Genomic DNA, 19,525 nt, shown 5'->3' with positions numbered 1-19,525 from the left:
TCCAGGTCCAGGACGTCCGGGAACACCGACTGGGTCGGCGGGGCAAGCCCCGCCGCGCGGGCGGCAACCACCACCCGGCTGCGCGACCAGTCCAGGCCCATGTCGTCCCGTACGCCCAGATCGGCCCGGAGATCGATCTCGCCGATGGCGATGGAACGGACCTGGGAGTGGGACGCCGCGATCGTGTAGGCGTGCTCGATGCCGAGCGCCGACTCCAGCAGCGGACAGAGCGCGACGCCGGGGGCCAGAGCCGCGATGTGATGGACGGTCGCGGCATGCGTGATCTTGGGCAGCCGCAGTTCGGCCAGGCCGGGCAGTCCGGCCAGGGCCAGGATGTCGGTTTCGGTGTGGACCCGGACGTGCATCGGCACACCGTCCGTGCCGGCGCGCGGTTCGGCGAGGAGGTCGGCGGTGGCGGACCGTGCATACGCCTTGCGGTCCGGCGCGACCGCGTCCTCCAGGTCGACGATCACCACGTCCGCGCCCGAGTCGCGCGCCTTGCGCACCACGTCCGGCCGGTCCCCGGGGACGTACAGCCAGGTCAGAGGCACTGCTGCCGCCGCCGTCACAGCACGCTCCCCGCCCGCAGTGCGGCGATCTCCGGATCGGTCAGACCGAGCCCGGTGAGGATCTCGTCGGTGTCCGCGCCGTGCGGCCGGCCCGCCCAGCGGATCGCCCCCGGGGTCCCGGACAGCCGGAAGAGGACGTTCTGCATACGCAGCGGGCCCAGCTCCGGGTCGGGGACCTCGGTGATGGAGTCCAGGGCCCGGTACTGAGGGTCCTCCATCACGTCCCGGATGTCATGGATCGGCGCGATGGCTGCCTCCGCCTTCTCGAACGCGGAGATCGCGTCGTCGCGGGTGTGCCGGGCGATCCAGTTGCCGACCGCCTCGTCGAGTTCGTCGGAGTGGTCGGCGCGGGTGGCGCCGGACGCGAACCACGGCTCGTCGATCAGTTCCGCGCGGCCGACCAGACGCATCACCCGTTCGGCGATCGACTGGGCGGACGTGGACACGGCGACCCACTGACCGTCGGACGTGCGGTACGTATTGCGTGGGGCGTTGTTGCGCGAGCGGTTACCGGTGCGTTCCTGGACGTATCCGAGCTGGTCGTACCAGATCGGCTGAGGGCCGAGCACGGTCAGGATCGGCTCGATGATCGCCATGTCGACGACCTGCCCCTCCCCGGTGCGGTCCCGCCCGGCCAGCGCCGCCATCACGGCGTACGCGGTGGCGAGTGCCGCGATCGAGTCGGCGAGCCCGAAGGGCGGCAGGGTCGGCGGCCCGTCCGGCTCCCCGGTGATCGCGGCGAACCCGCTCATGGCCTCGGCGAGGGTGCCGAAGCCGGCGCGGTGCGCGTACGGGCCGAACTGGCCGAAGCCGGTGACCCGGGTGAGCACCAGCCGCGGGTTGACGGCGTGCAGCTCCTGCCAGCCGATGCCCCACCGTTCCAGCGTCCCCGGCCGGAAGTTCTCGATGATCACATCGGTGGACGCGGCCAGCCGCAGCAGGACGTCGCGCCCGCCGGGAGCGGAGAGGTCGAGGGTCAGATTGCGTTTGTTGCGGCCGAGCAGCTTCCACCACAGACCGATGCCGTCCTTCGCCGGGCCGTGCCCGCGCGACGGATCGGGCCTGCGCGGATGCTCGACCTTGATCACCTCGGCGCCGAAGTCGCCGAGCATGGTGGCCGCGAGGGGGCCCGCGAAGAGCGTGGCGAGGTCGAGGACCCGCAGACCGGTGAGGGGCGCTTCCCCGGGCGCGGTCATGCGGCGTCGATCTCGCTGCGGTACGGCATGGAGGTCGAGGCACCCGGCTTCTGCACACAGAGCGCGGCGGCCGACGACGCCCAGGCCAGTGCGTCCGGTACGGAACGCCCCTCGCCGAGCGCCACGGCGAGCGTGCCGACGAAGGTGTCCCCGGCGCCGGTGGTGTCCACGGCGGTGACCTCGGGCGCGGGGAAGTGGATCTTTTCGGTGCCCCGGGACGCGTACAGGCAGCCCTTCGCGCCGAGCGTGATGACGACCTCGGGAACCTGCCGGAGCAGGATGTCCGCCGCCGCGTGGGGATCGGAGTGCCCCGAGAGCGCGGCGGCCTCGTGCTCATTGGGAATCAAGAGATCGACGGTGTCGAAGAGTTGGTCCGGCAACGGTTGCACGGGGGAGGGGGTGAGAATCGTCCGTACACCCTGCGCATGGGCGACCCGCGCCCCTTCCAGCACAGTGGACAGCGGCAGTTCCAGTTGCAGGAGCAGCAGGTCGGCGCCCGCGATGGCGGCCATCTCACCGGGGCCGAGGGAGGTGACGGTGCCGTTGGCGCCGGGGATCACCACGATCGAGTTGCCGCCCGCGTCGTCGACGACGATGTGCGCGGTGCCGCTGGGGCCCTCCGCGGTGTGCAGCAGGTCGGTGTCCACGCCCGCGTGCTCCAGTCCGGACCGCAGCTGCGCCCCGTACGCGTCGTCACCGACCGCGCCGATCATCATCACGTCGCCGCCCGCGCGGGCGGCGGCAACGGCCTGGTTCGCGCCCTTGCCGCCGGGGACGGTGCGGAACTCCCGTCCGGTGACGGTCTCTCCGCGCTGCGGAGCCCGTGCGACGTAGGCGACAAGGTCCATATTGGTGCTGCCGAGCACCGCGATGCCGGTCATGGGCGGCGTGCCTCCTCGTGGATGAGCCGGTGGGTCATTTCGGCGAGTGCGTCGAAGCCGATGGAGTCGAATCCGGGAACGGATGTGGCGAGCCGGTTCCCCAGCGGGGTGGTCCACCGGTCGGGCAGCGCCTCGGGCCGGCCGGCCAGCAGGCCGGTCAGCGAGCCTGCGGTCGCACCGTTCGAGTCGGTGTCCCAACCGCCCGCCACCGCACGGCAGATGGATCCGGAGAAGTCGCCGTCGGCGTGGGTGAGGGCAGCGGCGAGCAGCGCGGCGTTGGGCAGTACATGGACCCAGTGGTACGCGCCGAACTCGGCGTGCAGCCGGTCGACGACCTCGTCGAAGTCCTCCTCACCGCGGGCCGCGTCGATCCCGGTGCGGACCGCGTGCGCAAACCGCGAGCGGGGCGGCACGACGCGCAGACCGGCCGCCAGACAGCCGTGCACATCCGTGTCGCCACCGGCCGCCTCGGCGAGCGCCGCGGCGGTGAACATCGCCCCGTACACACCGTTGCCGGTGTGTGTGAGGACCGCGTCCCGGTGTGCCTGCTCGGCGGCGGCCGCCGGGTCGCCGGGGTGGGTCCAGCCGTGCACGTCGGCGCGGATCAGGGCGCCGATCCACTCCCGGAACGGGTTGCGGTGCCGGGCGGTGTCCGGCGGTTCGATGCCGTCGAGCAGATTGCGGTACGCGACCCGCTCGGCGGTGAACGTGCGGCCCGCGGGGAGTTCGTCGAGCCAGAGCCGGGCGAGATCGGCGGTACCGAAGGAAGGCCCGTGCCGCTGGATCAACAGCACGGTCAGGAGCGGGTGGTTGAGGTCGTCGTCCTCCGGCATCCCGTCGATGTTCTCGGCGAGCGAGGTGGGTGCGGAGCGACGGTTCCAGGGGTGGGCGGCTGCCAGTTCGGCGGGCAGGCCCTTCGCGGTGAACCAGGTGGCGAGCGGCCAGTTCCCGGTGGCCCGGGCCAGCGCACGGATCCCCGCGAGGGGCAGCTTCTCGACGGGTTTGCCGAGCAGGCAGCCGGCCGCACGCCCCAGCCACGCCGCCTCCAGCGGGGCCGTACCGGCCGGTGGAGGGTCCGTGCGGGGCGCCGGCCAGTACGGGCAGGCTGCCCGGATCGCGGCGAGATCCGTCGGCTCGTCGACATGCAACGGCGAGGTGAGCCCGGCGAGTTCGTCGAGCAGGCGCTCGGCGAGCGCGCGCAGGGCGGGTGGCGCGGGGGATTTCGATGCGCCCGCGCGCTCCGGGGCGGGTCCGCCGCCCGCCGCGTACCACCGGCGCTCGATGTGCCGCGCGTCCCGGCCGTCCTCGGCCGCCTGGCGCAGCTCGTGCCCGATCAGGTCCTCGGGCTGCACCCAGGTGACCCGCACGGTCATGGCGTGCCTGCCAGTGCCGCGAACGCCGCCTCGTGCGCACGCCGCCGGGCGGTGTCCCGTACGAACACCTCGCGGGCGACGTCCGTCAGCGTCCGCGCCGGTGCGTGCAGATCGAGGCGGCTGGCCTCTGCCACCGTTTTCACCCAGGTGGCGGGGATCGCCGCTTCGCCGTGCAGCGCGCCCGCGAGCGCGCCGCTCATCGTGGCGATCGAGTCGCAGTCGCGGCCGTAGTTCACCGATCCGAGCACCGCGCGCCGGTAGTCGCCGTCCGCGACGAGCAGCATCCCGAGGGCGATCGGGAGCTCCTCGATGGCGTGCAGCCGGGACGGTCGGCGGGCGCCGAGGGACGGGGAGCGGTAGTCGGGTCCGACGGTGTCGAAGGGGGTCACCGCGGCACGCAGTGGTGCCAGCGCCGTCTCGAAGTCCTGGTGTTGGACGGCCACTTCGCACACGGCCTCGATGGCGGCCCGGGTTCCGTCCTTGGCGAGCGACAGACAGGTGTCGACGACGGTGGCGAGCGTCGCGTCCGGGGCACAGGCGGCGGCGACGGCCGCCGCGAAGACCCCGGCCGCCTCCCTCCCGTACGACGACTGATGGGCGCCCGCGAGGTCCAGCGCCTCGGCGTACGCGGCCTGCGGATGCGCGGCGTTGACCAGGCCCACCGGCGCCATGTACATCGCCGCACCACAGTTCACGATGTTTCCGGAGCCCGCCTCGCGCGGATCGACATGGCCGTAGTGGAGCCGGGCGACGATCCACTTCTCGGCGAGGAAGACCCGTTGCAGTGGCAGCGCCTCGGCCTGCAGCTCCGGAATCCAGCGGGGGTTCGCGATCAGCTCCGGTACGAGGTGGTCGGCCACGGAGTACGCGTCGAGATGGTCCCGTACGGCGCCGTACACCCGTACCAGAGCATGGGTCATCAAGGTGTCGTCGGTGACGTGCCCGTCGCCCTTGTAGTACGGGGCGATGGGGCGGGCGGTTCGCCAGTCGTCGCCGTCCCACGGGCCGACGATGCCGGTGACCCGGCCGCCGTGGCGTTCGACGATCTGCTCGGCGGACCGGCCCTCGACCGGGCCGCCGAGCGCGTCGCCGACGGCGGCGCCGACGAGGGCGCCGCTGATCCGTTCATCGAGGGTGAGCGCGGTGGGCGGTTTGTTCCCTGCGGGTGTCATGAGCTTCATGGGCGTCATGCCCGAATTGTCCACCCGGAGGGGCTGGTTCCGTGTCTGTCAGCAGCCCGGCGAGTTCGATGAGATCCGTGCCCGCGAGTCGGGGCAGCGCACACCCGGCGAGGGTGCGGCAGGCCTCGCGCCAGCCGTCCGGGACGGCGGCGATACCGCCGAGCGCGCCGGTCAGCGCACCGGCCAGGGCAGGCGCCGAGTCCGCGACCCGCGACAGACAGGCCGCCGCCGGAATGGCCTGGGCGATCTCGCCCCGGGCGGCGGTGGCGAGGGCGAGCGCGACCGGCACGGTCTCGGCGGCGGCGATCCCGTAGCTGTACACATGATCGACGATCTGATGCTCCAGCACCGGTACGAGCGCGAAGGCGCCCGCCGCCTCGCCGACGAAGTCCCGGGCGATCCGGACGGCGTGGGCGGCATTGCGGGCGATCTCGGTGCCGGCGGGGAGCTGGGCGAGTGCGGCGTTCACCACGGTGTCGACATCGGCCCCGCCCAGCGCCTCGGCGATCGCGGCGGCCATCGCACGGGCACCGTGCACACCGTCGCCGTCCTGGGTGTATCGGGCATCGAACTCGGCGAGTTCGGCGGCGGGTCCGGGCTCGCCGGGGTGGACGACCGCCAGCACGGCGGCCCGAACACAGGCCGCGTCGTCGAAATAGTGCGGGTTGTCGTGGCCGGTGGCGGGCGGCCGCAGCCCGGCGGCGAGATTGCCGAGCCCGGCCCGGACCGAGATCCGTGCGCGCAGGGGGAGGACCGCCGACTCGACCTCCGGCGCCTGCGCGGCAGCCGCGGCGACCTCAGCGGCCAGTGCGTTCCAGGAGAGGTCGATGGCGGCCTGCATCCGGCGCTCGGGGGAGAGGTGGTGCAGCGACCCCGCCTCCGAGGCGAGCACGGTCCCGGCGGCGAACGCGGCCCATTCGGCATCGTCCGACGGTCCGAGCCGCAGCGGCTCGGGTGGCTGGTTGAGGGCGATCGGCACGGGCAGGGTGGTGGTGGCGTTCTGCTCGGCGAAGGTGTCGAGCTCCCGGGTGAGGCGCCGGGTCCACTCCGGCATCCGGGCCGCCCGGTGGCGCGCGGCGGGCCATCCCGCGGCATCCCCCGAGGCGAGCCCGAGGAGCAGTCCCTCGATCCGGGCGCGGAGCCCGGGCAGGGCAGGGAGGGAGGCGGGGTCGCTGGTGCGGCGAGTGTCGCGTGCAGTGGTCATGACACCACCACCTCCGGTTCGCCTGTGCCGCCGACTGCCCCGCCCGCCTTGCCGGCCCCGTCCATCGGGTCCGCCTCGTCCGCCTCGTCCGCCTCGTCCGCCTCGTCCGCCTCGTCCGTCTCGTCCGGCGTGAGCAGCTCCGCGATGTCCAGGACGTGGTAGCCCCGCATCGACGGCAGACAGCTGCCCCGGACCGGTCCGATCGCCTCGCCCCAGATCCGCGGGATCGCGGACACCCCGTGCAGTGCCCCGGCCAGCGCTCCCGCCACGGCCGCCGTCGTGTCCGCGTCGCGGCCCATGTTGACCGCGGTCAGCACCGCCGCACGGAAATCGCCGCGCGCCGCCGCGAACGCGCCGAACGCCAGGCCGACCGCCTCCGGCGCCAGATCCGTCCAGGGATAACCGCCGACCACCACCGCGGAGCGCACGGCCCGCTCCGTGGTGAGGCGGTCGGGATACGCGCGCTGGGCGGCCGCCACCGCGCGGCGCAGCGAGCGCGCCGTCCAGGAGTCCATCGGTACGACGGACAGCGCGGCCGCGATCACGGACGCGACCCCGGCGCCGACCATCGCGGCGGCCACTCCGGCCGCCACCGCCTGGCCGCCGTAGATGCCCTCGCCGTCGTGGCTGACCCGGCCGTCGACCGCGACCAGGCGCGCGGCCTCCGCGGGCCGGCCCGCTGCGAACACGCCGAACGGCGCCGCCCGCATCGCGAGTCCGTCGCTCCAGGCGTGCCGGTGCTGGGCGGAGATCGGGGCGGCGAGACCCCGGCGCAGGTTCTCCAGCGTGCCGCGCTCGCTGAACCCGGCGCCGCGGAACGGCCCCTCGTCCAGGTCGGCGATCCACAGGTGCCAGGCCCGCTCGACATGGGTGACGGTCAGCGCCGAACCGTGCCGGGCGAGCAGCAGCCCGGAGAAGATCGCGTACTCCGTGTCATCGGTGCCTGCCGGGTCGTCGCTGACGAAGCCCTCGATCCGGCCCCAGCGGCGGCGGATCTCGGACGGCCGCAAGTTCTCCGCCGGTGCGCCCAGGGCGTCACCCACGGCGAGCCCCAGGAGCGCGCCGCGGGCCCGGTCGGCCCGGTCGAGGCGCTTGGCATGGTCCGCGTGGTCCGCATGGGCTGATCGGCCCGTGCCGGGTGCGTCCGCGTCGTACTCTGCGGCCTCCGCCGCACCGCCTGCGCCCGCACTGCCCGCGTCCGTTCCGCCCGCACCCGTACGGCCCGTCCGCCGCTCTGCCGGATTGCCCGCAATCGACTCCATCGCGTCGACCCTTCGCTCGTACCGAGCCAGTTCTCGTACCTGTCCGATCTGTGCCACGCGGAGACCCGACAAAGGCCGATAAGCGTGACAAAAGGGCCAGTCGGATGACGGGATCCCTCTCCTGAGGCAGGCCGTACTTACCTGGTCAGAGCGCAGGTAAGTACGGCCTGGCTTGCTGGCGGGGGGCTCTTTTCGTGCGTACTTTCGATGGTGTTGAGGGGGCGGAGCGAGTGAATCCCGCTGCCGGAGAAGGGGAGAGCTGTGTCCATCATCGAGACCGACGCCGTCCTGCATGAGGCGCACCGGGACAACCACACCCACCGTGATGTGAACGGCGGCTGGCTGCGCCCGGCGGTCTTCGGTGCGATGGACGGGCTCGTCTCCAACCTCGCGCTGATGACCGGCGTCGCGGGCGGCTCGGTGTCCCAGCAGACGCTCGTGATCACCGGTCTGGCGGGCCTGGCCGCCGGCGCGTTCTCCATGGCGGCCGGCGAGTACACCTCCGTCGCTTCGCAACGAGAACTCGTCCAGGCGGAACTCGACGTCGAGCGCCGCGAATTGCGCAAGCACCCGGTGGACGAGATGGAAGAGCTCGCCGCGCTGTACGAGTCCCGCGGCGTCGAGCCCGGACTCGCCCGCGAGGTCGCCCGGCAGCTGTCCCGCGATCCGGAGCAGGCCCTGGAGATACACGCCCGCGAGGAGCTCGGCATCGACCCGGGCGATCTGCCGTCGCCGCTCGTCGCCGCTGTGTCGTCGTTCGGTGCGTTCGCGCTGGGTGCGCTGCTGCCCGTACTGCCGTATCTGCTCGGAGCGCACGCCCTGTGGCCCGCGGTGCTGCTGGCGCTCATCGGGCTCTTCGGCTGCGGCGCGGTGGTGTCCAGGGTGACGGCGCGCAGCTGGTGGTTCAGCGGGCTGCGGCAGCTGGTGCTCGGTGGTACGGCTGCGGCGGTCACGTACGGGCTGGGCATGGTGTTCGGCGTGGCCGTCGGGAGCTAGTGCCTCTCCCGGCAAGCTCTGCCCCGTCGCGCCGCCCAGCACGTCCGCTCGCCGCGTTGGCCACAAGCCCTGGTAGCTCCTTCCCCAAGCTCTCAACTTCGTTCGAGCAGGGGAGACCCCACTAGGGGACTTCCGGCCGCCTTGCGATGCAGCGCATCCGACGCCGCGCGCCGATCCGCCAGGGATGACGGGACAACCCCTGGGGTCGCTCGTTCGGATCACGCTGGGCTCGCGGGGTACGGCACGCACATATGCGGCGCAGCCGTCGGTATTCCCCGAGCCCTCGGCTTCGCTCGAGCGGGGGAGACCCATTCGCTCCGCATGGGAGCGTGACCGGGCCTGCGTTCGTCGTTCTGTCCGCAATATGCCCTCGCAAGCCGGACGGGCTCGATTGTGGCGCGTGTCCGGCATCGCGCGTGGACGGTCCGGGGTGTGCGCGGGGATCATGCCCGTAACCCGGGCGCCATCCGTGTGACGTACGTCTTGGCCACCGCCTCTGGGCGAAACCCCTCCGTAGGCATAAAATGAGTCCCTATACAGGGCTCCACATAAGTAGCCGTTACTCGGCGGTTTCGATTCCTTTTCCGCCGGGCATGAGCCGTAGACACCGCAGGCAACGACGCCTGCTCTCTGCGGCCCCCCGGGCGCCGATCCTCCGACTGCGACCCACCCCCCCGCCGCTCCACGAGCGGTGTCCGCATGTTGGAACGGGCTTTCCGCTTCTTGAGAAGCGCCCCATTATGTAACCCTGCATGAAATTTCGCAGAGGGCCAACGTCGTCCCTCGGCACTGCATATGCCACGACGACGACGGGAGAGCCGATGCGTTCCGACGCCTGGTCGCCCATGGACGGTCGCCCCGCCCAGCAGGGGATGTACGACCCCCGTAACGAGCACGACGCCTGTGGCGTCGGGTTCGTGGCCACTCTGACCGGTGTGGCCAGCCATGAGCTGGTCGAGCAGGCGCTTACCGTGCTGCGCAACCTCGAACACCGCGGCGCCACCGGATCCGAGCCCGACTCGGGTGACGGCGCCGGAATCCTGCTCCAGGTGCCCGACACCTTCCTCCGCGAAGAGGTCCCCTTCGACCTCCCCGAGGCCGGTGCCTACGCCGTCGGCATCGCCTTCCTGCCCGCGGACGACTCCACCGAGGCCGTCCAGAAGCTTGAGAAGATCGCCGCCGAGGAGGGCCTCAAGGTCCTCGGCTGGCGCGAGGTCCCGGTCACCCCCGATTTCCTCGGCAACGGCGCCCGCGCCACCATGCCCGAGTTCCGGCAGCTCTTCGTTGCCGACCGTACGAGCGCCGGCATCGCCCTCGACCGCAAGGCCTTCGTGCTGCGCAAGCGCGCCGAGCGTGAGGCCGGGGTGTACTTCCCCTCGCTCTCCGCCCGCACGATCGTCTACAAGGGCATGCTCACCACCGGGCAGCTGGAGCCGTTCTTCCCGGACCTCTCCGACCGCCGCTTCGCCACCACGGTCGCGCTGGTCCACTCGCGTTTCTCCACGAACACCTTCCCGAGCTGGCCGCTCGCCCACCCGTACCGCTTCGTCGCGCACAACGGCGAGATCAACACGGTCAAGGGCAACCGCAACTGGATGAAGGCCCGCGAGTCCCAGCTGGCGTCGAGCGCGTTCGGCTCTGCCGACCATGGGCACAGCGGCAGCGAGCAGCTCGACCGGATCTTCCCCGTCTGCACCCCGGACGCCTCCGACTCCGCCTCCTTCGACGAGGTCCTGGAGCTGCTCCACCTCGGCGGCCGCTCACTGCCGCACTCGGTGCTGATGATGGTCCCCGAGGCGTGGGAGAACCACGACTCCATGGACCCGGCCCGCCGCGCCTTCTACCAGTACCACGCCACGATGATGGAGCCCTGGGACGGCCCGGCCTGCGTCACCTTCACCGACGGCACCCAGGTCGGCGCGGTCCTCGACCGCAACGGTCTGCGCCCGGGCCGGTACTGGGTCACCGACGACGGCCTCGTCGTCCTCTCCTCCGAGGTCGGGGTCCTGGACATCGACCCCGCGAAGGTGGTCCGTAAGGGCCGCCTGCAGCCCGGCAAGATGTTCCTCGTCGACACCGCCGAGGGCCGCATCATCGAGGACGACGAGATCAAGGCGGGCCTCGCCGCCGAGCAGCCGTACCAGGAGTGGCTGGAGACCGGCGAGATCGAGCTCGAGGATCTCCCCGAGCGCGAGCACATCGTGCACACGCACGCCTCCGTCACCCGCCGCCAGCAGACCTTCGGCTACACCGAGGAAGAGCTCCGCGTCATCCTCGCGCCGATGGCCCGCACCGCCGGCGAGCCGCTCGGCTCCATGGGTACGGACTCGCCGATCGCCGCCCTGTCCGAGCGCCCCCGGCTGCTCTTCGACTACTTCACCCAGCTGTTCGCGCAGGTCACCAACCCGCCGCTGGACGCCATCCGCGAGGAACTCGTCACCTCGCTGCGCTCCACGCTCGGCCCGCAGGGCAATCTGCTGGAGCCGACCGCCGCGTCGTGCCGCAGCGTCACGCTGCCGTTCCCTGTGATCGACAACGACGAGCTGGCCAAGCTGATACACATCAATGCCGACGGCGACATGCCGGGCATGAAGGCCGCCACGCTCTCCGGTCTCTACCGGGTCAGCGGCAGCGGTGAGGCCCTCGCCGCCCGGATCGAGCAGATCTGTACCGAGGTCGACGCCGCCATGGAGAACGGCGCCCGCCTGATCGTCCTGTCCGACCGGCACTCCGACGCCGAGCACGCGCCGATCCCGTCGCTGCTGCTCACCTCGGCCGTCCACCACCACCTCATCCGTACCAAGCAGCGCACCCAGGTGGGTCTGCTGGTCGAGGCCGGGGACGTCCGCGAGGTTCACCATGTCGCGCTGCTGATCGGTTACGGCGCCGCCGCGGTCAACCCGTACCTGGCGATGGAGTCCGTCGAGGACCTGGTCCGGGCCGGCACGTTCATCGAGGGCATCGAGCCCGAGAGGGCCATCCGGAACCTGATCTACGCGCTCGGCAAGGGCGTCCTGAAGATCATGTCCAAGATGGGCATCTCCACTGTCGCCTCCTACCGCGGCGCCCAGGTCTTCGAGGCCGTCGGCCTGGACGAGGCCTTCGTCGCGAAGTACTTCAACGGCACCGCCACCAAGATCGGCGGCGCCGGACTCGACGTCGTCGCCAAGGAGGTCGCCGCCCGGCACGCCAAGGCGTACCCCGCCTCCGGCATCTCCGCCTCGCACCGCGCGCTGGAGATCGGCGGCGAGTACCAGTGGCGCCGCGAGGGCGAGCCGCACCTCTTCGACCCGGAGACGGTCTTCCGCCTCCAGCACGCCACGCGCAACAAGCGGTACGACATCTTCAAGAAGTACACGGACCGGGTGAACGAGCAGTCCGAGCGCCTCATGACGCTCCGCGGCCTGTTCGCCCTCAAGACGCATGAGAACGGTAAGTCGGACCGCGAGGCGATCTCCATCGACGAGGTCGAGTCCGTCTCCGACATCGTCAAGCGGTTCTCGACCGGCGCCATGTCGTACGGCTCGATCTCCCGCGAGGCGCACGAGACCCTCGCCATCGCCATGAACCAGCTGGGCGGCAAGTCCAACACCGGTGAGGGCGGCGAGGACGCCGACCGGCTGTACGACCCGGCGCGCCGCTCGTCCATCAAGCAGGTCGCCTCCGGCCGCTTCGGTGTGACCAGCGAGTACCTGGTCAACGCGGACGACATCCAGATCAAGATGGCGCAGGGTGCCAAGCCCGGCGAGGGCGGCCAGCTGCCCGGCCACAAGGTCTACCCATGGGTCGCCAAGACCCGGCACTCCACCCCGGGTGTCGGTCTGATCTCCCCGCCGCCGCACCACGACATCTACTCCATCGAGGACCTGGCTCAGCTGATCCACGACCTCAAGAACGCCAACCCGGCGGCCCGCATCCACGTGAAGCTGGTCTCCGAGGTCGGCGTCGGCACGGTCGCCGCGGGTGTCTCCAAGGCGCACGCGGACGTCGTCCTGATCTCCGGCCACGACGGCGGAACGGGCGCCTCCCCGCTCACTTCGCTGAAGCACGCGGGCGGCCCCTGGGAGCTCGGCCTCGCCGAGACGCAGCAGACCCTGCTGCTCAACGGCCTGCGCGACCGCATCGTCGTGCAGACCGACGGCCAGCTGAAGACCGGCCGCGACGTCATCATCGCCGCGCTGCTGGGCGCCGAGGAGTTCGGTTTCGCGACCGCGCCGCTCGTCGTCTCCGGCTGCGTCATGATGCGTGTCTGCCACCTCGACACCTGCCCGGTCGGCATCGCCACCCAGAACCCGGCCCTGCGGAGTCGGTTCTCCGGCAAGGCCGAGTACGTCGTCAACTTCTTCGAGTTCATCGCCCAGGAAGTCCGCGAGCTCCTCGCCGAGCTCGGCTTCCGTACGATCGAAGAGGCCGTCGGCCATGCCGAGCTGCTGGACACCGACCGTGCGATCACGCACTGGAAGGCGCAGGACCTCGACCTGGAGCCCCTGTTCTACGTCCCGGAGCTGCCCGAGGGTGCGGTCCGCCACCAGCTGATCGAGCAGGACCACGGTCTCGACAAGGCCCTCGACAACGAGCTGATCAAGCTCGCCGCCGACGCTCTGAACGCGGACAGTGCCGAGGACGCCCAGCCGGTCCGGGCCCGGATTGCGATCCGGAACATCAACCGGACCGCCGGTACGATGCTCGGCCACGAGGTGACGAAGAAGTTCGGCGGCGCGGGTCTGCCGCAGGACACCATCGACATCACCTTCACCGGCTCCGCCGGCCAGTCGTTCGGCGCGTTCGTGCCGAGCGGTGTGACGCTGCGACTGGAGGGCGACGCCAACGACTACGTCGGCAAGGGCCTCTCCGGCGGCCGTGTCATCGTCCGCCCGGACCGCGGCGCCGAGCACCTCGCCGAGTACTCCACCATCGCGGGCAACACCATCGCCTACGGCGCGACCGGTGGCGAGCTGTTCCTGCGCGGCCGCACCGGTGAGCGGTTCTGCGTCCGCAACTCCGGCGCGACGGTCGTCTCCGAAGGCGTGGGCGACCACGGCTGCGAGTACATGACCGGCGGTCACGCCGTCGTCCTCGGCGAGACCGGACGCAACTTCGCCGCCGGTATGTCGGGTGGTGTCGCGTACGTCATCGACCTGGACCGCGACAACGTCAACATCGGCAACCTCGGCGCGATCGAGGCGCTCTCCGACAGCGACAAGCAGTGGCTGCACGACGTCGTGCGCCGCCACCAGGAGGAGACCGGCTCCACGGTCGCCGAGAAGCTGCTTGCCGAGTGGGACACCGCGGTGCCCCGCTTCAGCAAGATCATCCCGTCCACCTACAAGGCAGTGCTCGCCGCCAAGGACGCCGCTGAGCTCGCCGGTCTCTCCGAGCAGGAGACCACCGAGAAGATGATGGAGGCGGCGACCAATGGCTGACCCCAAGGGCTTCCTGACCACCGGGCGCGAGGTCGCCGAGACCCGCCCGGCGGGCGAGCGCGTCAAGGACTGGAACGAGGTCTACGTTCCGGGCTCGCTGCTCCCGATCATCAGCAAGCAGGCCGGCCGCTGCATGGACTGCGGCATCCCGTTCTGCCACAACGGCTGTCCGCTGGGCAACCTCATCCCCGAGTGGAACGACTACGCCTACCGCGAGGACTGGACGGCCGCGTCCGAGCGCCTGCACGCCACGAACAACTTCCCGGAGTTCACCGGGCGGCTGTGCCCGGCTCCCTGTGAGTCGGCGTGCGTGCTCGGCATCAACCAGCCGGCCGTCACCATCAAGAACGTCGAAGTCTCGATCATCGACAAGGCGTGGGACAGCGGCGACGTCACCCCGCAGCCGCCCGAGCGCCTCTCCGGCAAGACGGTCGCGGTCATCGGCTCGGGTCCGGCGGGTCTCGCCGCCGCCCAGCAGCTGACCCGGGCCGGCCACACGGTCGCCGTCTACGAGCGCGCGGACCGCATCGGAGGCCTTCTCCGGTACGGCATCCCCGAGTTCAAGATGGAGAAGTCGCACATCAACCGCCGCATCGAGCAGATGCGCGCGGAAGGCACCAAGTTCCGTACGGAGGTGGAGATCGGCAAGGACATCGATGCCGCCAAGCTCCGCCGCCGCTACGACGCGGTCGTCATCGCCGCCGGTGCCACCGTCTCCCGCGACCTGCCCGTCCCGGGCCGCGAGCTGAACGGCGTGCACGTCGCGATGGAGTACCTGCCGCTCGCCAACAAGGTGCAGGAGGGCGACCTGACGGTCTCCCCGATCAGCGCCGAGGGCAAGCACGTCGTCGTCATCGGCGGCGGCGACACCGGCGCCGACTGCGTCGGTACCGCCCACCGGCAGGGCGCGGCCTCCGTCACCCAGCTGGAGATCATGCCGAAGCCGGGCGAGGAGCGGAACGCCAACCAGCCCTGGCCGACCTTCCCGATGCTGTACAAGGTCACCTCGGCGCACGAGGAGGGCGGCGAGCGGGTCTACTCCGTCTCCACCACCCACTTCGAGGGCGACGAGGACGGCAACGTCCAGGCGCTGCACCTCGCCGAGGTAGAGTTCAAGGACGGCAAGCTGGAGCAGAAGCCCGGCACCGAGCGGCGGATCCCCGCGCAGCTGGTCACCCTGGCCATGGGCTTCACCGGCACCGACCAGGCCAACGGTCTGGTCCAGCAGTTCGGCCTGGAGCTCGACGGGCGCGGCAACGTCGCGCGCGACGGTGACTACGCCACCAATGTCGACGGTGTGTTCGTCGCCGGTGACGCGGGCCGCGGCCAGTCCCTCATTGTGTGGGCCATCGCCGAGGGCCGCTCCGCGGCGCGTGGCGTGGACCGCTTCCTGACCGGGGCCAGCACACTGCCGGCCCCGATCCGCCCGACGGACCGTTCCCTGATGGTCTGAGCACCACCAGCAGTACGCATCACCACAACAGACGTCCCGTACAAAGGCGTACGGAACTGAACGCGGCGCCTGCCCGTCCCCGACCGGACGATTCGGCAGGCGCCGTGGCGCTTCCCCAAGCTCTCAACTCAGTTCGAGCAGGGGAGACCCCCATCGGGCACCCCCCCGGGGGCACGGATGCCGACCGTGAGCCCCCTGTACCCCCTGGCGGCGCCCCGCCCCGTTCTCCTACGATCGGGAGGGCATTCCACGGGGGAGGAGCGGGCCCATGACCGTGCACGGGCGGCGCCTTGAGCGGACCGTTGCCTGGATCCTGAAGAACGTCGATGTGGTCATCGCCGCAGGCGTAGCGCTGACCATCGGTTTCCTGGACATCTTCGGGGACGTCGTCACCAGCGATGTAGCCTCCGGCGCGACCTTGGTCGTCCTCGGTGCGCTGGCGCTCGGCTCGATCGTGGAGCGGGTGCGCCAGCCGGCCGCGATCCAGGAGGCGATGGCCGGTACCCGACGCGCGCTGGAGGACCTCACCATGGTCCGCTCGCTCTCCGGCAACGAGGTCGCGGAAGCCCTGCGCACCGCCCGGCAGCACACCAACCTCTGGTACTTCAAGGGCGGAACCGGCACCTACTTACGGGCCGTCACCCTGCCGCAGTGCGTGGCCACGGCCAGGGACCAGCGCTCCCAGCTCAACATGAAGATCGACATCATCAATCCGGACAACGAACGGATCTGCCAGGCGTACGCCCGGTTCCGGCAGATGTTCGCCAACCGGAGCAGCCCCGGTCACGCCGGTCACTGGACCACCGACCGGGTGCGCAAGGAGTCGTACGCGACGGTGCTGGCCGCCTGCTGGTACCAGCGCAGGCTCACCACCCTGGACATCGCGGTACACCTCTCCTCCGCCGTACCGACACTCCGCTTCGATCTGTCCGAATCCTGTCTGATCATCACCCAGGACGACACCTCGCGGGTCAACCTCCTGGTCGAGCGGGAACAGCCGCTCTACGACTACTACGTCACCGAACTGCACCAGAGCCGAGAACAGGCCGTCGTCGTTCCGATGCGCGTCGAGGCACCGCTGGGCGAGGAACCCACCGTCGACGAGACCCGCGGTCTCTTCGAGGCGCTTCAGCTGCCGCTGCCCCGCACGTTCACCGACAGCGACATCGGCGAAATCATCGTCAAGGCCCTGCACGCGGAGGACCCCTACCGGAGGTGAGGCGCCCCCGGGCGCGACCCCATGGACTACAACGAGCTGGAACAGGCACTCGCGCACAGCAGCCCCACCTCCCCGGGCCCCCGTGGCTCCGCCGTCGGCGCACTCACCGAGGTCGCCACGGGCGCCCGGGCGCTGCGCGCCGTACGCCACCCGCTGGGCTTCCTCTGCCTGCCGCTGCTGCGCGAGGGACCGCGGGGGATCTGCGTCCATCTCTTCGACCTGACGTACGGCGCCGAGCCGGACACCGCGCCCTGGCACGCCCACAGCTGGGAGCTGCGCAGTCACGTCCTGTACGGGCGGGTCGCCAACCTGCCGGTGCGAGTCAGCCGCACCGCGGACGAACCCACCCACCGGATATACGAAGTGCGCAGCGGACCCGGAGGAGTGGACGAGATCGTTCCCACCACGGCGCTGGTACGCGGCGAGCCGGGCCGCACCCACATCAGCGGCCGGGGGGAGACGTACACGCTCACCGCGGGAGAGTTCCACGCCACGTCCGTCGAAGGCACGGGCCCCGCCGCCACACTCGTGCTGGGCCGGTCGGTGCCCGGAGGGGCGGATCTGTCGCTCGGCCCGCTCGACGGGCCGGCCCGCACCATGACGCGCAGACTCTGCGACGAGGAACAGACGGTACACACGGTCCGCACGGCGCTCAGGAGGATCGATGGACACACCGACGGACCCATCGATGTCTGATGGGACAGAACCGTACGCGCGTGAGCGAGCGGTGGCGGTGGCCGCCGCCGAGGAAGCCGGAACCATGCTCCGCGACCGCTTCCGGGCCCCCCTGACGATCCGCACGAAAGACGCCTCGGGCGATGTGGTCACCGCGCTCGACCTGGCTGCCGAGGAGATCGTGCTGGGCAGGCTGCGGCAGCACTTCCCGCACGACCGCATCCTGTCGGAGGAAGCCGGACTGCTCGACGGGACCGGCCCCCGCACCTGGCTGGTCGACCCGCTCGACGGCACCAACAACGTGGCCATCGGCCTGCCCGCCTATGTCGTGGGCATCGCGCTGTGCGTCGCCGGAGCACCGGTCGTCGGCGTGGTCCATGAACCGCTCACCGGCCGGACCTGGCACGCGGTGTCCGGCCGCGGCGCGCACGGCGAATCCGGTCCGCTCACCGGTCCCGACGGGAGGCTTCCCGCCCCCGGACCGGTCATTGCCTGGACCCAGGGTCATGCGGTGGGCCGCGCCGACAGGGCGGCCGCCGTGCTCCGCCAGCATCTGGAGCTGCGCTGCCGCCGGGTGCTCCAGCTGTGGGCGCCGCTGCTGGGCTGGTCCATGCTGGCCCGGGGAACCATCGACGGTTTCGTCGGCTACCGGGCCGAGGGTCTCGACCTGCCGGCCGGGGCGCTGCTCGCGGCCGAGGCCGGGGTGGAACTGCGGACGCTGCACGGCGACGTGTTCCGGCCCGGATTCGCGGGATCCGGTGCGGACCGCAGCTTCGTCGCCGCCCGCACCGACACGCTCGACTACGTCCTCGCACAGGTGGCATCGGTGACCGGGCCGCGCGGCCCCGGGCCGGACATCAGGTGATCAGCGCCAGCACACAGGTGGCGGCCGCCGTGCCGGTCACCGACAGCACCAGACCGGTCCGGACGAACCGGCCCGTGTCGATCCGCGTTCCGTGCCAGCGGCACCGTTCGAACCACAGAAGGGTCGCCAGCGAGGCCCACGGCGTGACGACCGGCCCCGCGTTGACCCCGATCAGCAGGGCCAGCAGCTGGTTGTGGTTGCCCGTGGGGACGACCGCCTCGCCCGCCACGTACGCAGGAAGGTTGTTCAGTACGTTGGACCCCACCGCCCCCACCCCGGCCGACCGCAGCATTCCGGCGAACCCGTTGTCCGAGCCGAGCGCCGACGCCAGCAGCTCGTGCAGGCCGTGCGCGTTGACCGTCTCCACCACCAGGAACATCCCGGGGACCAGGACCAGCAGCCGCCACGGGATCAGTGAGAGCCGCAACTCCGCTCTGCGCCGCAGCGCGAAGGCCACCAGGACGATCAGCATCGCGACCGAAGAGGCGGACCAGAGCGGAACATCGGTGAACAGGATCGCCAGCAGCATCCCGGCGCACGCCACCGAGCAGATCCGCAGCAGCGCCGGATCGTCGGGCGTCGGCGCGGACGGTGGGGTGTACTGGTCCTCGCCGCGGCGGCCGCGGCGCCAGTAGAACACCCACAGGCACGCGGCCGTCACCCCGACCGTGGTCAGCTGCGGCAGCCACATCACGCCGGCCAGCCCGGACGGCGACAGCGCCACCCGGTCCGCCGCCAGCAGATTCGTCAGGTTCGACACCGGCAGCAGCAGGCTCGCGGTGTTGGCCAGCCACACCGTCGTCATCGCCAGCGGCACCGCCGCGATCCCCACCCGGGTGGCCAGCGCCAGCATCACCGGGGTGAGCAGCACCGCCGTGGTGTCCAGGTTCAGCGTGATCGTGGTGAGCGATGTGAACAGCACACAGAGCCCGAACAGCAGCGGATAGCGGCCCCGGCCCGCCCGCGCCACCCACGTCGCCACCACGTCGAAGACCTGGGCCCGGCCGGTCAGTTCGGCCAGCACGATCACGGAGGCCAGAAACACCAGCAGCGGACCGATACGCCGCAGCTGCGCCGCCGCCGGCTCCGCGGGCAGCAGCTCCGTCGCCACCGCAGCCAGCCCGAGGACGAGCAGCCCGCCCGCGAGCCAGTCCAGTGGATGCAGCCGTCCGACATTTCTGGCCGGTCCGGTTCGCAGACGCCGCGGTGAAAGATCTCCTACCATGGA

General features: G+C 71.3%; 14 protein-coding genes. 6 read left to right on the top strand and 8 right to left on the bottom strand.

The features are described 5' to 3' along the window. From ACWD6R_RS31090 to ACWD6R_RS31060, 7 genes are all read right to left on the bottom strand, one after another. Positions 1-569 (bottom strand): HpcH/HpaI aldolase/citrate lyase family protein (locus tag ACWD6R_RS31090; RefSeq protein ID WP_451821747.1); only part of this gene is annotated, 569 nt, incomplete at its 3' end. Further along, a complete protein-coding gene (locus ACWD6R_RS31085) occupies positions 566-1,765 on the bottom strand; it encodes a CaiB/BaiF CoA transferase family protein (RefSeq protein ID WP_451821746.1) in 1,200 nt (399 codons plus the stop codon). The genes ACWD6R_RS31085 and ACWD6R_RS31090, both read right to left, overlap by 4 nt. Next, positions 1,762-2,646 carry a ribokinase gene (rbsK, locus tag ACWD6R_RS31080; RefSeq protein WP_451821745.1) on the bottom strand — a complete coding sequence of 295 codons (885 nt, stop codon included), beginning with the start codon at positions 2,644-2,646 and terminating at the stop codon, positions 1,762-1,764. The genes ACWD6R_RS31085 and rbsK overlap by 4 nt, the downstream gene beginning before the upstream one ends. Further along, complete coding sequence (locus ACWD6R_RS31075; RefSeq protein WP_451821744.1) at positions 2,643-4,019, bottom strand: ADP-ribosylglycohydrolase family protein; 1,377 nt, start codon at positions 4,017-4,019, stop codon at positions 2,643-2,645. The genes rbsK and ACWD6R_RS31075 overlap by 4 nt, the downstream gene beginning before the upstream one ends. Then, positions 4,016-5,209: an ADP-ribosylglycohydrolase family protein gene (locus ACWD6R_RS31070; protein ID WP_451821743.1), complete on the bottom strand. Its 1,194-nt coding sequence runs from the start codon at positions 5,207-5,209 to the stop codon at positions 4,016-4,018. Before ACWD6R_RS31070 ends, ACWD6R_RS31075 begins: the two co-directional genes overlap by 4 nt. After that, positions 5,145-6,404, bottom strand: coding sequence for an ADP-ribosylglycohydrolase family protein (locus ACWD6R_RS31065; protein WP_451821742.1), 1,260 nt, complete (start codon positions 6,402-6,404; stop codon positions 5,145-5,147). Before ACWD6R_RS31065 ends, ACWD6R_RS31070 begins: the two co-directional genes overlap by 65 nt. After that, positions 6,401-7,666, bottom strand: coding sequence for an ADP-ribosylglycohydrolase family protein (locus ACWD6R_RS31060; RefSeq protein WP_451821748.1), 1,266 nt, complete (start codon positions 7,664-7,666; stop codon positions 6,401-6,403). Before ACWD6R_RS31060 ends, ACWD6R_RS31065 begins: the two co-directional genes overlap by 4 nt. A 261-nt stretch (positions 7,667-7,927) precedes the next feature. Here ACWD6R_RS31060 and ACWD6R_RS31055 point away from each other — a divergent pair, with 261 nt between their 5' ends. From ACWD6R_RS31055 to ACWD6R_RS31030, 6 genes are all read left to right on the top strand, one after another. Continuing rightward, entirely contained in the window at positions 7,928-8,662 is a 735-nt protein-coding gene (locus ACWD6R_RS31055) for a VIT1/CCC1 transporter family protein (RefSeq protein ID WP_451821741.1), read from the top strand. 821 nt (positions 8,663-9,483) lie between these two features. After that, the gene (gene gltB, locus ACWD6R_RS31050) at positions 9,484-14,085 is read left to right on the top strand and encodes a glutamate synthase large subunit (protein ID WP_451821740.1); all 4,602 of its coding nucleotides are present in this window, start codon (positions 9,484-9,486) and stop codon (positions 14,083-14,085) included. After that, positions 14,078-15,538 carry a glutamate synthase subunit beta gene (locus tag ACWD6R_RS31045; RefSeq protein WP_451821739.1) on the top strand — a complete coding sequence of 487 codons (1,461 nt, stop codon included), beginning with the start codon at positions 14,078-14,080 and terminating at the stop codon, positions 15,536-15,538. Before gltB ends, ACWD6R_RS31045 begins: the two co-directional genes overlap by 8 nt. 268 nt (positions 15,539-15,806) lie before the next feature. Next, entirely contained in the window at positions 15,807-16,757 is a 951-nt protein-coding gene (locus tag ACWD6R_RS31040) for a hypothetical protein (protein WP_451821738.1), read from the top strand. A gap of 21 nt (positions 16,758-16,778) precedes the next feature. Continuing rightward, the gene (locus ACWD6R_RS31035) at positions 16,779-17,453 is read left to right on the top strand and encodes a hypothetical protein (RefSeq protein ID WP_451821737.1); all 675 of its coding nucleotides are present in this window, start codon (positions 16,779-16,781) and stop codon (positions 17,451-17,453) included. Next, positions 17,446-18,297, top strand: a complete 852-nt coding sequence (locus ACWD6R_RS31030; protein WP_451821736.1) for an inositol monophosphatase family protein — start codon at positions 17,446-17,448, stop codon at positions 18,295-18,297. The genes ACWD6R_RS31035 and ACWD6R_RS31030 overlap by 8 nt, the downstream gene beginning before the upstream one ends. Here the strand turns inward: ACWD6R_RS31030 and ACWD6R_RS31025 are convergent. Then, positions 18,290-19,522, bottom strand: coding sequence for an SLC13 family permease (locus tag ACWD6R_RS31025; RefSeq protein WP_451821735.1), 1,233 nt, complete (start codon positions 19,520-19,522; stop codon positions 18,290-18,292). The two genes, ACWD6R_RS31030 and ACWD6R_RS31025, sit on opposite strands and share 8 nt — an antisense overlap. Positions 19,523-19,525 lie beyond the last annotated feature (3 nt).

The organism is Streptomyces sp. NPDC005151 (genome assembly GCF_053599875.1).
The sequence above is the reverse complement of the archived record's forward strand: the minus strand, read 5'-3'. Positions and strand labels throughout refer to the sequence as shown.

Coding starts and splice junctions, on each gene's coding strand:
- ACWD6R_RS31085 (WP_451821746.1), bottom strand. CDS start 1,765: ATGACCGCGCCCGGGGAAGCGCCCCTCACCGGTCTGCGGGTCCTCGAC.
- rbsK (WP_451821745.1), bottom strand. CDS start 2,646: ATGACCGGCATCGCGGTGCTCGGCAGCACCAATATGGACCTTGTCGCC.
- ACWD6R_RS31075 (WP_451821744.1), bottom strand. CDS start 4,019: ATGACCGTGCGGGTCACCTGGGTGCAGCCCGAGGACCTGATCGGGCAC.
- ACWD6R_RS31070 (WP_451821743.1), bottom strand. CDS start 5,209: ATGACGCCCATGAAGCTCATGACACCCGCAGGGAACAAACCGCCCACC.
- ACWD6R_RS31065 (WP_451821742.1), bottom strand. CDS start 6,404: ATGACCACTGCACGCGACACTCGCCGCACCAGCGACCCCGCCTCCCTC.
- ACWD6R_RS31060 (WP_451821748.1), bottom strand. CDS start 7,666: ATGGAGTCGATTGCGGGCAATCCGGCAGAGCGGCGGACGGGCCGTACG.
- gltB (WP_451821740.1), top strand. CDS start 9,484: ATGCGTTCCGACGCCTGGTCGCCCATGGACGGTCGCCCCGCCCAGCAG.
- ACWD6R_RS31045 (WP_451821739.1), top strand. CDS start 14,078: ATGGCTGACCCCAAGGGCTTCCTGACCACCGGGCGCGAGGTCGCCGAG.
- ACWD6R_RS31040 (WP_451821738.1), top strand. CDS start 15,807: ATGACCGTGCACGGGCGGCGCCTTGAGCGGACCGTTGCCTGGATCCTG.
- ACWD6R_RS31035 (WP_451821737.1), top strand. CDS start 16,779: ATGGACTACAACGAGCTGGAACAGGCACTCGCGCACAGCAGCCCCACC.
- ACWD6R_RS31030 (WP_451821736.1), top strand. CDS start 17,446: ATGTCTGATGGGACAGAACCGTACGCGCGTGAGCGAGCGGTGGCGGTG.
- ACWD6R_RS31025 (WP_451821735.1), bottom strand. CDS start 19,522: ATGGTAGGAGATCTTTCACCGCGGCGTCTGCGAACCGGACCGGCCAGA.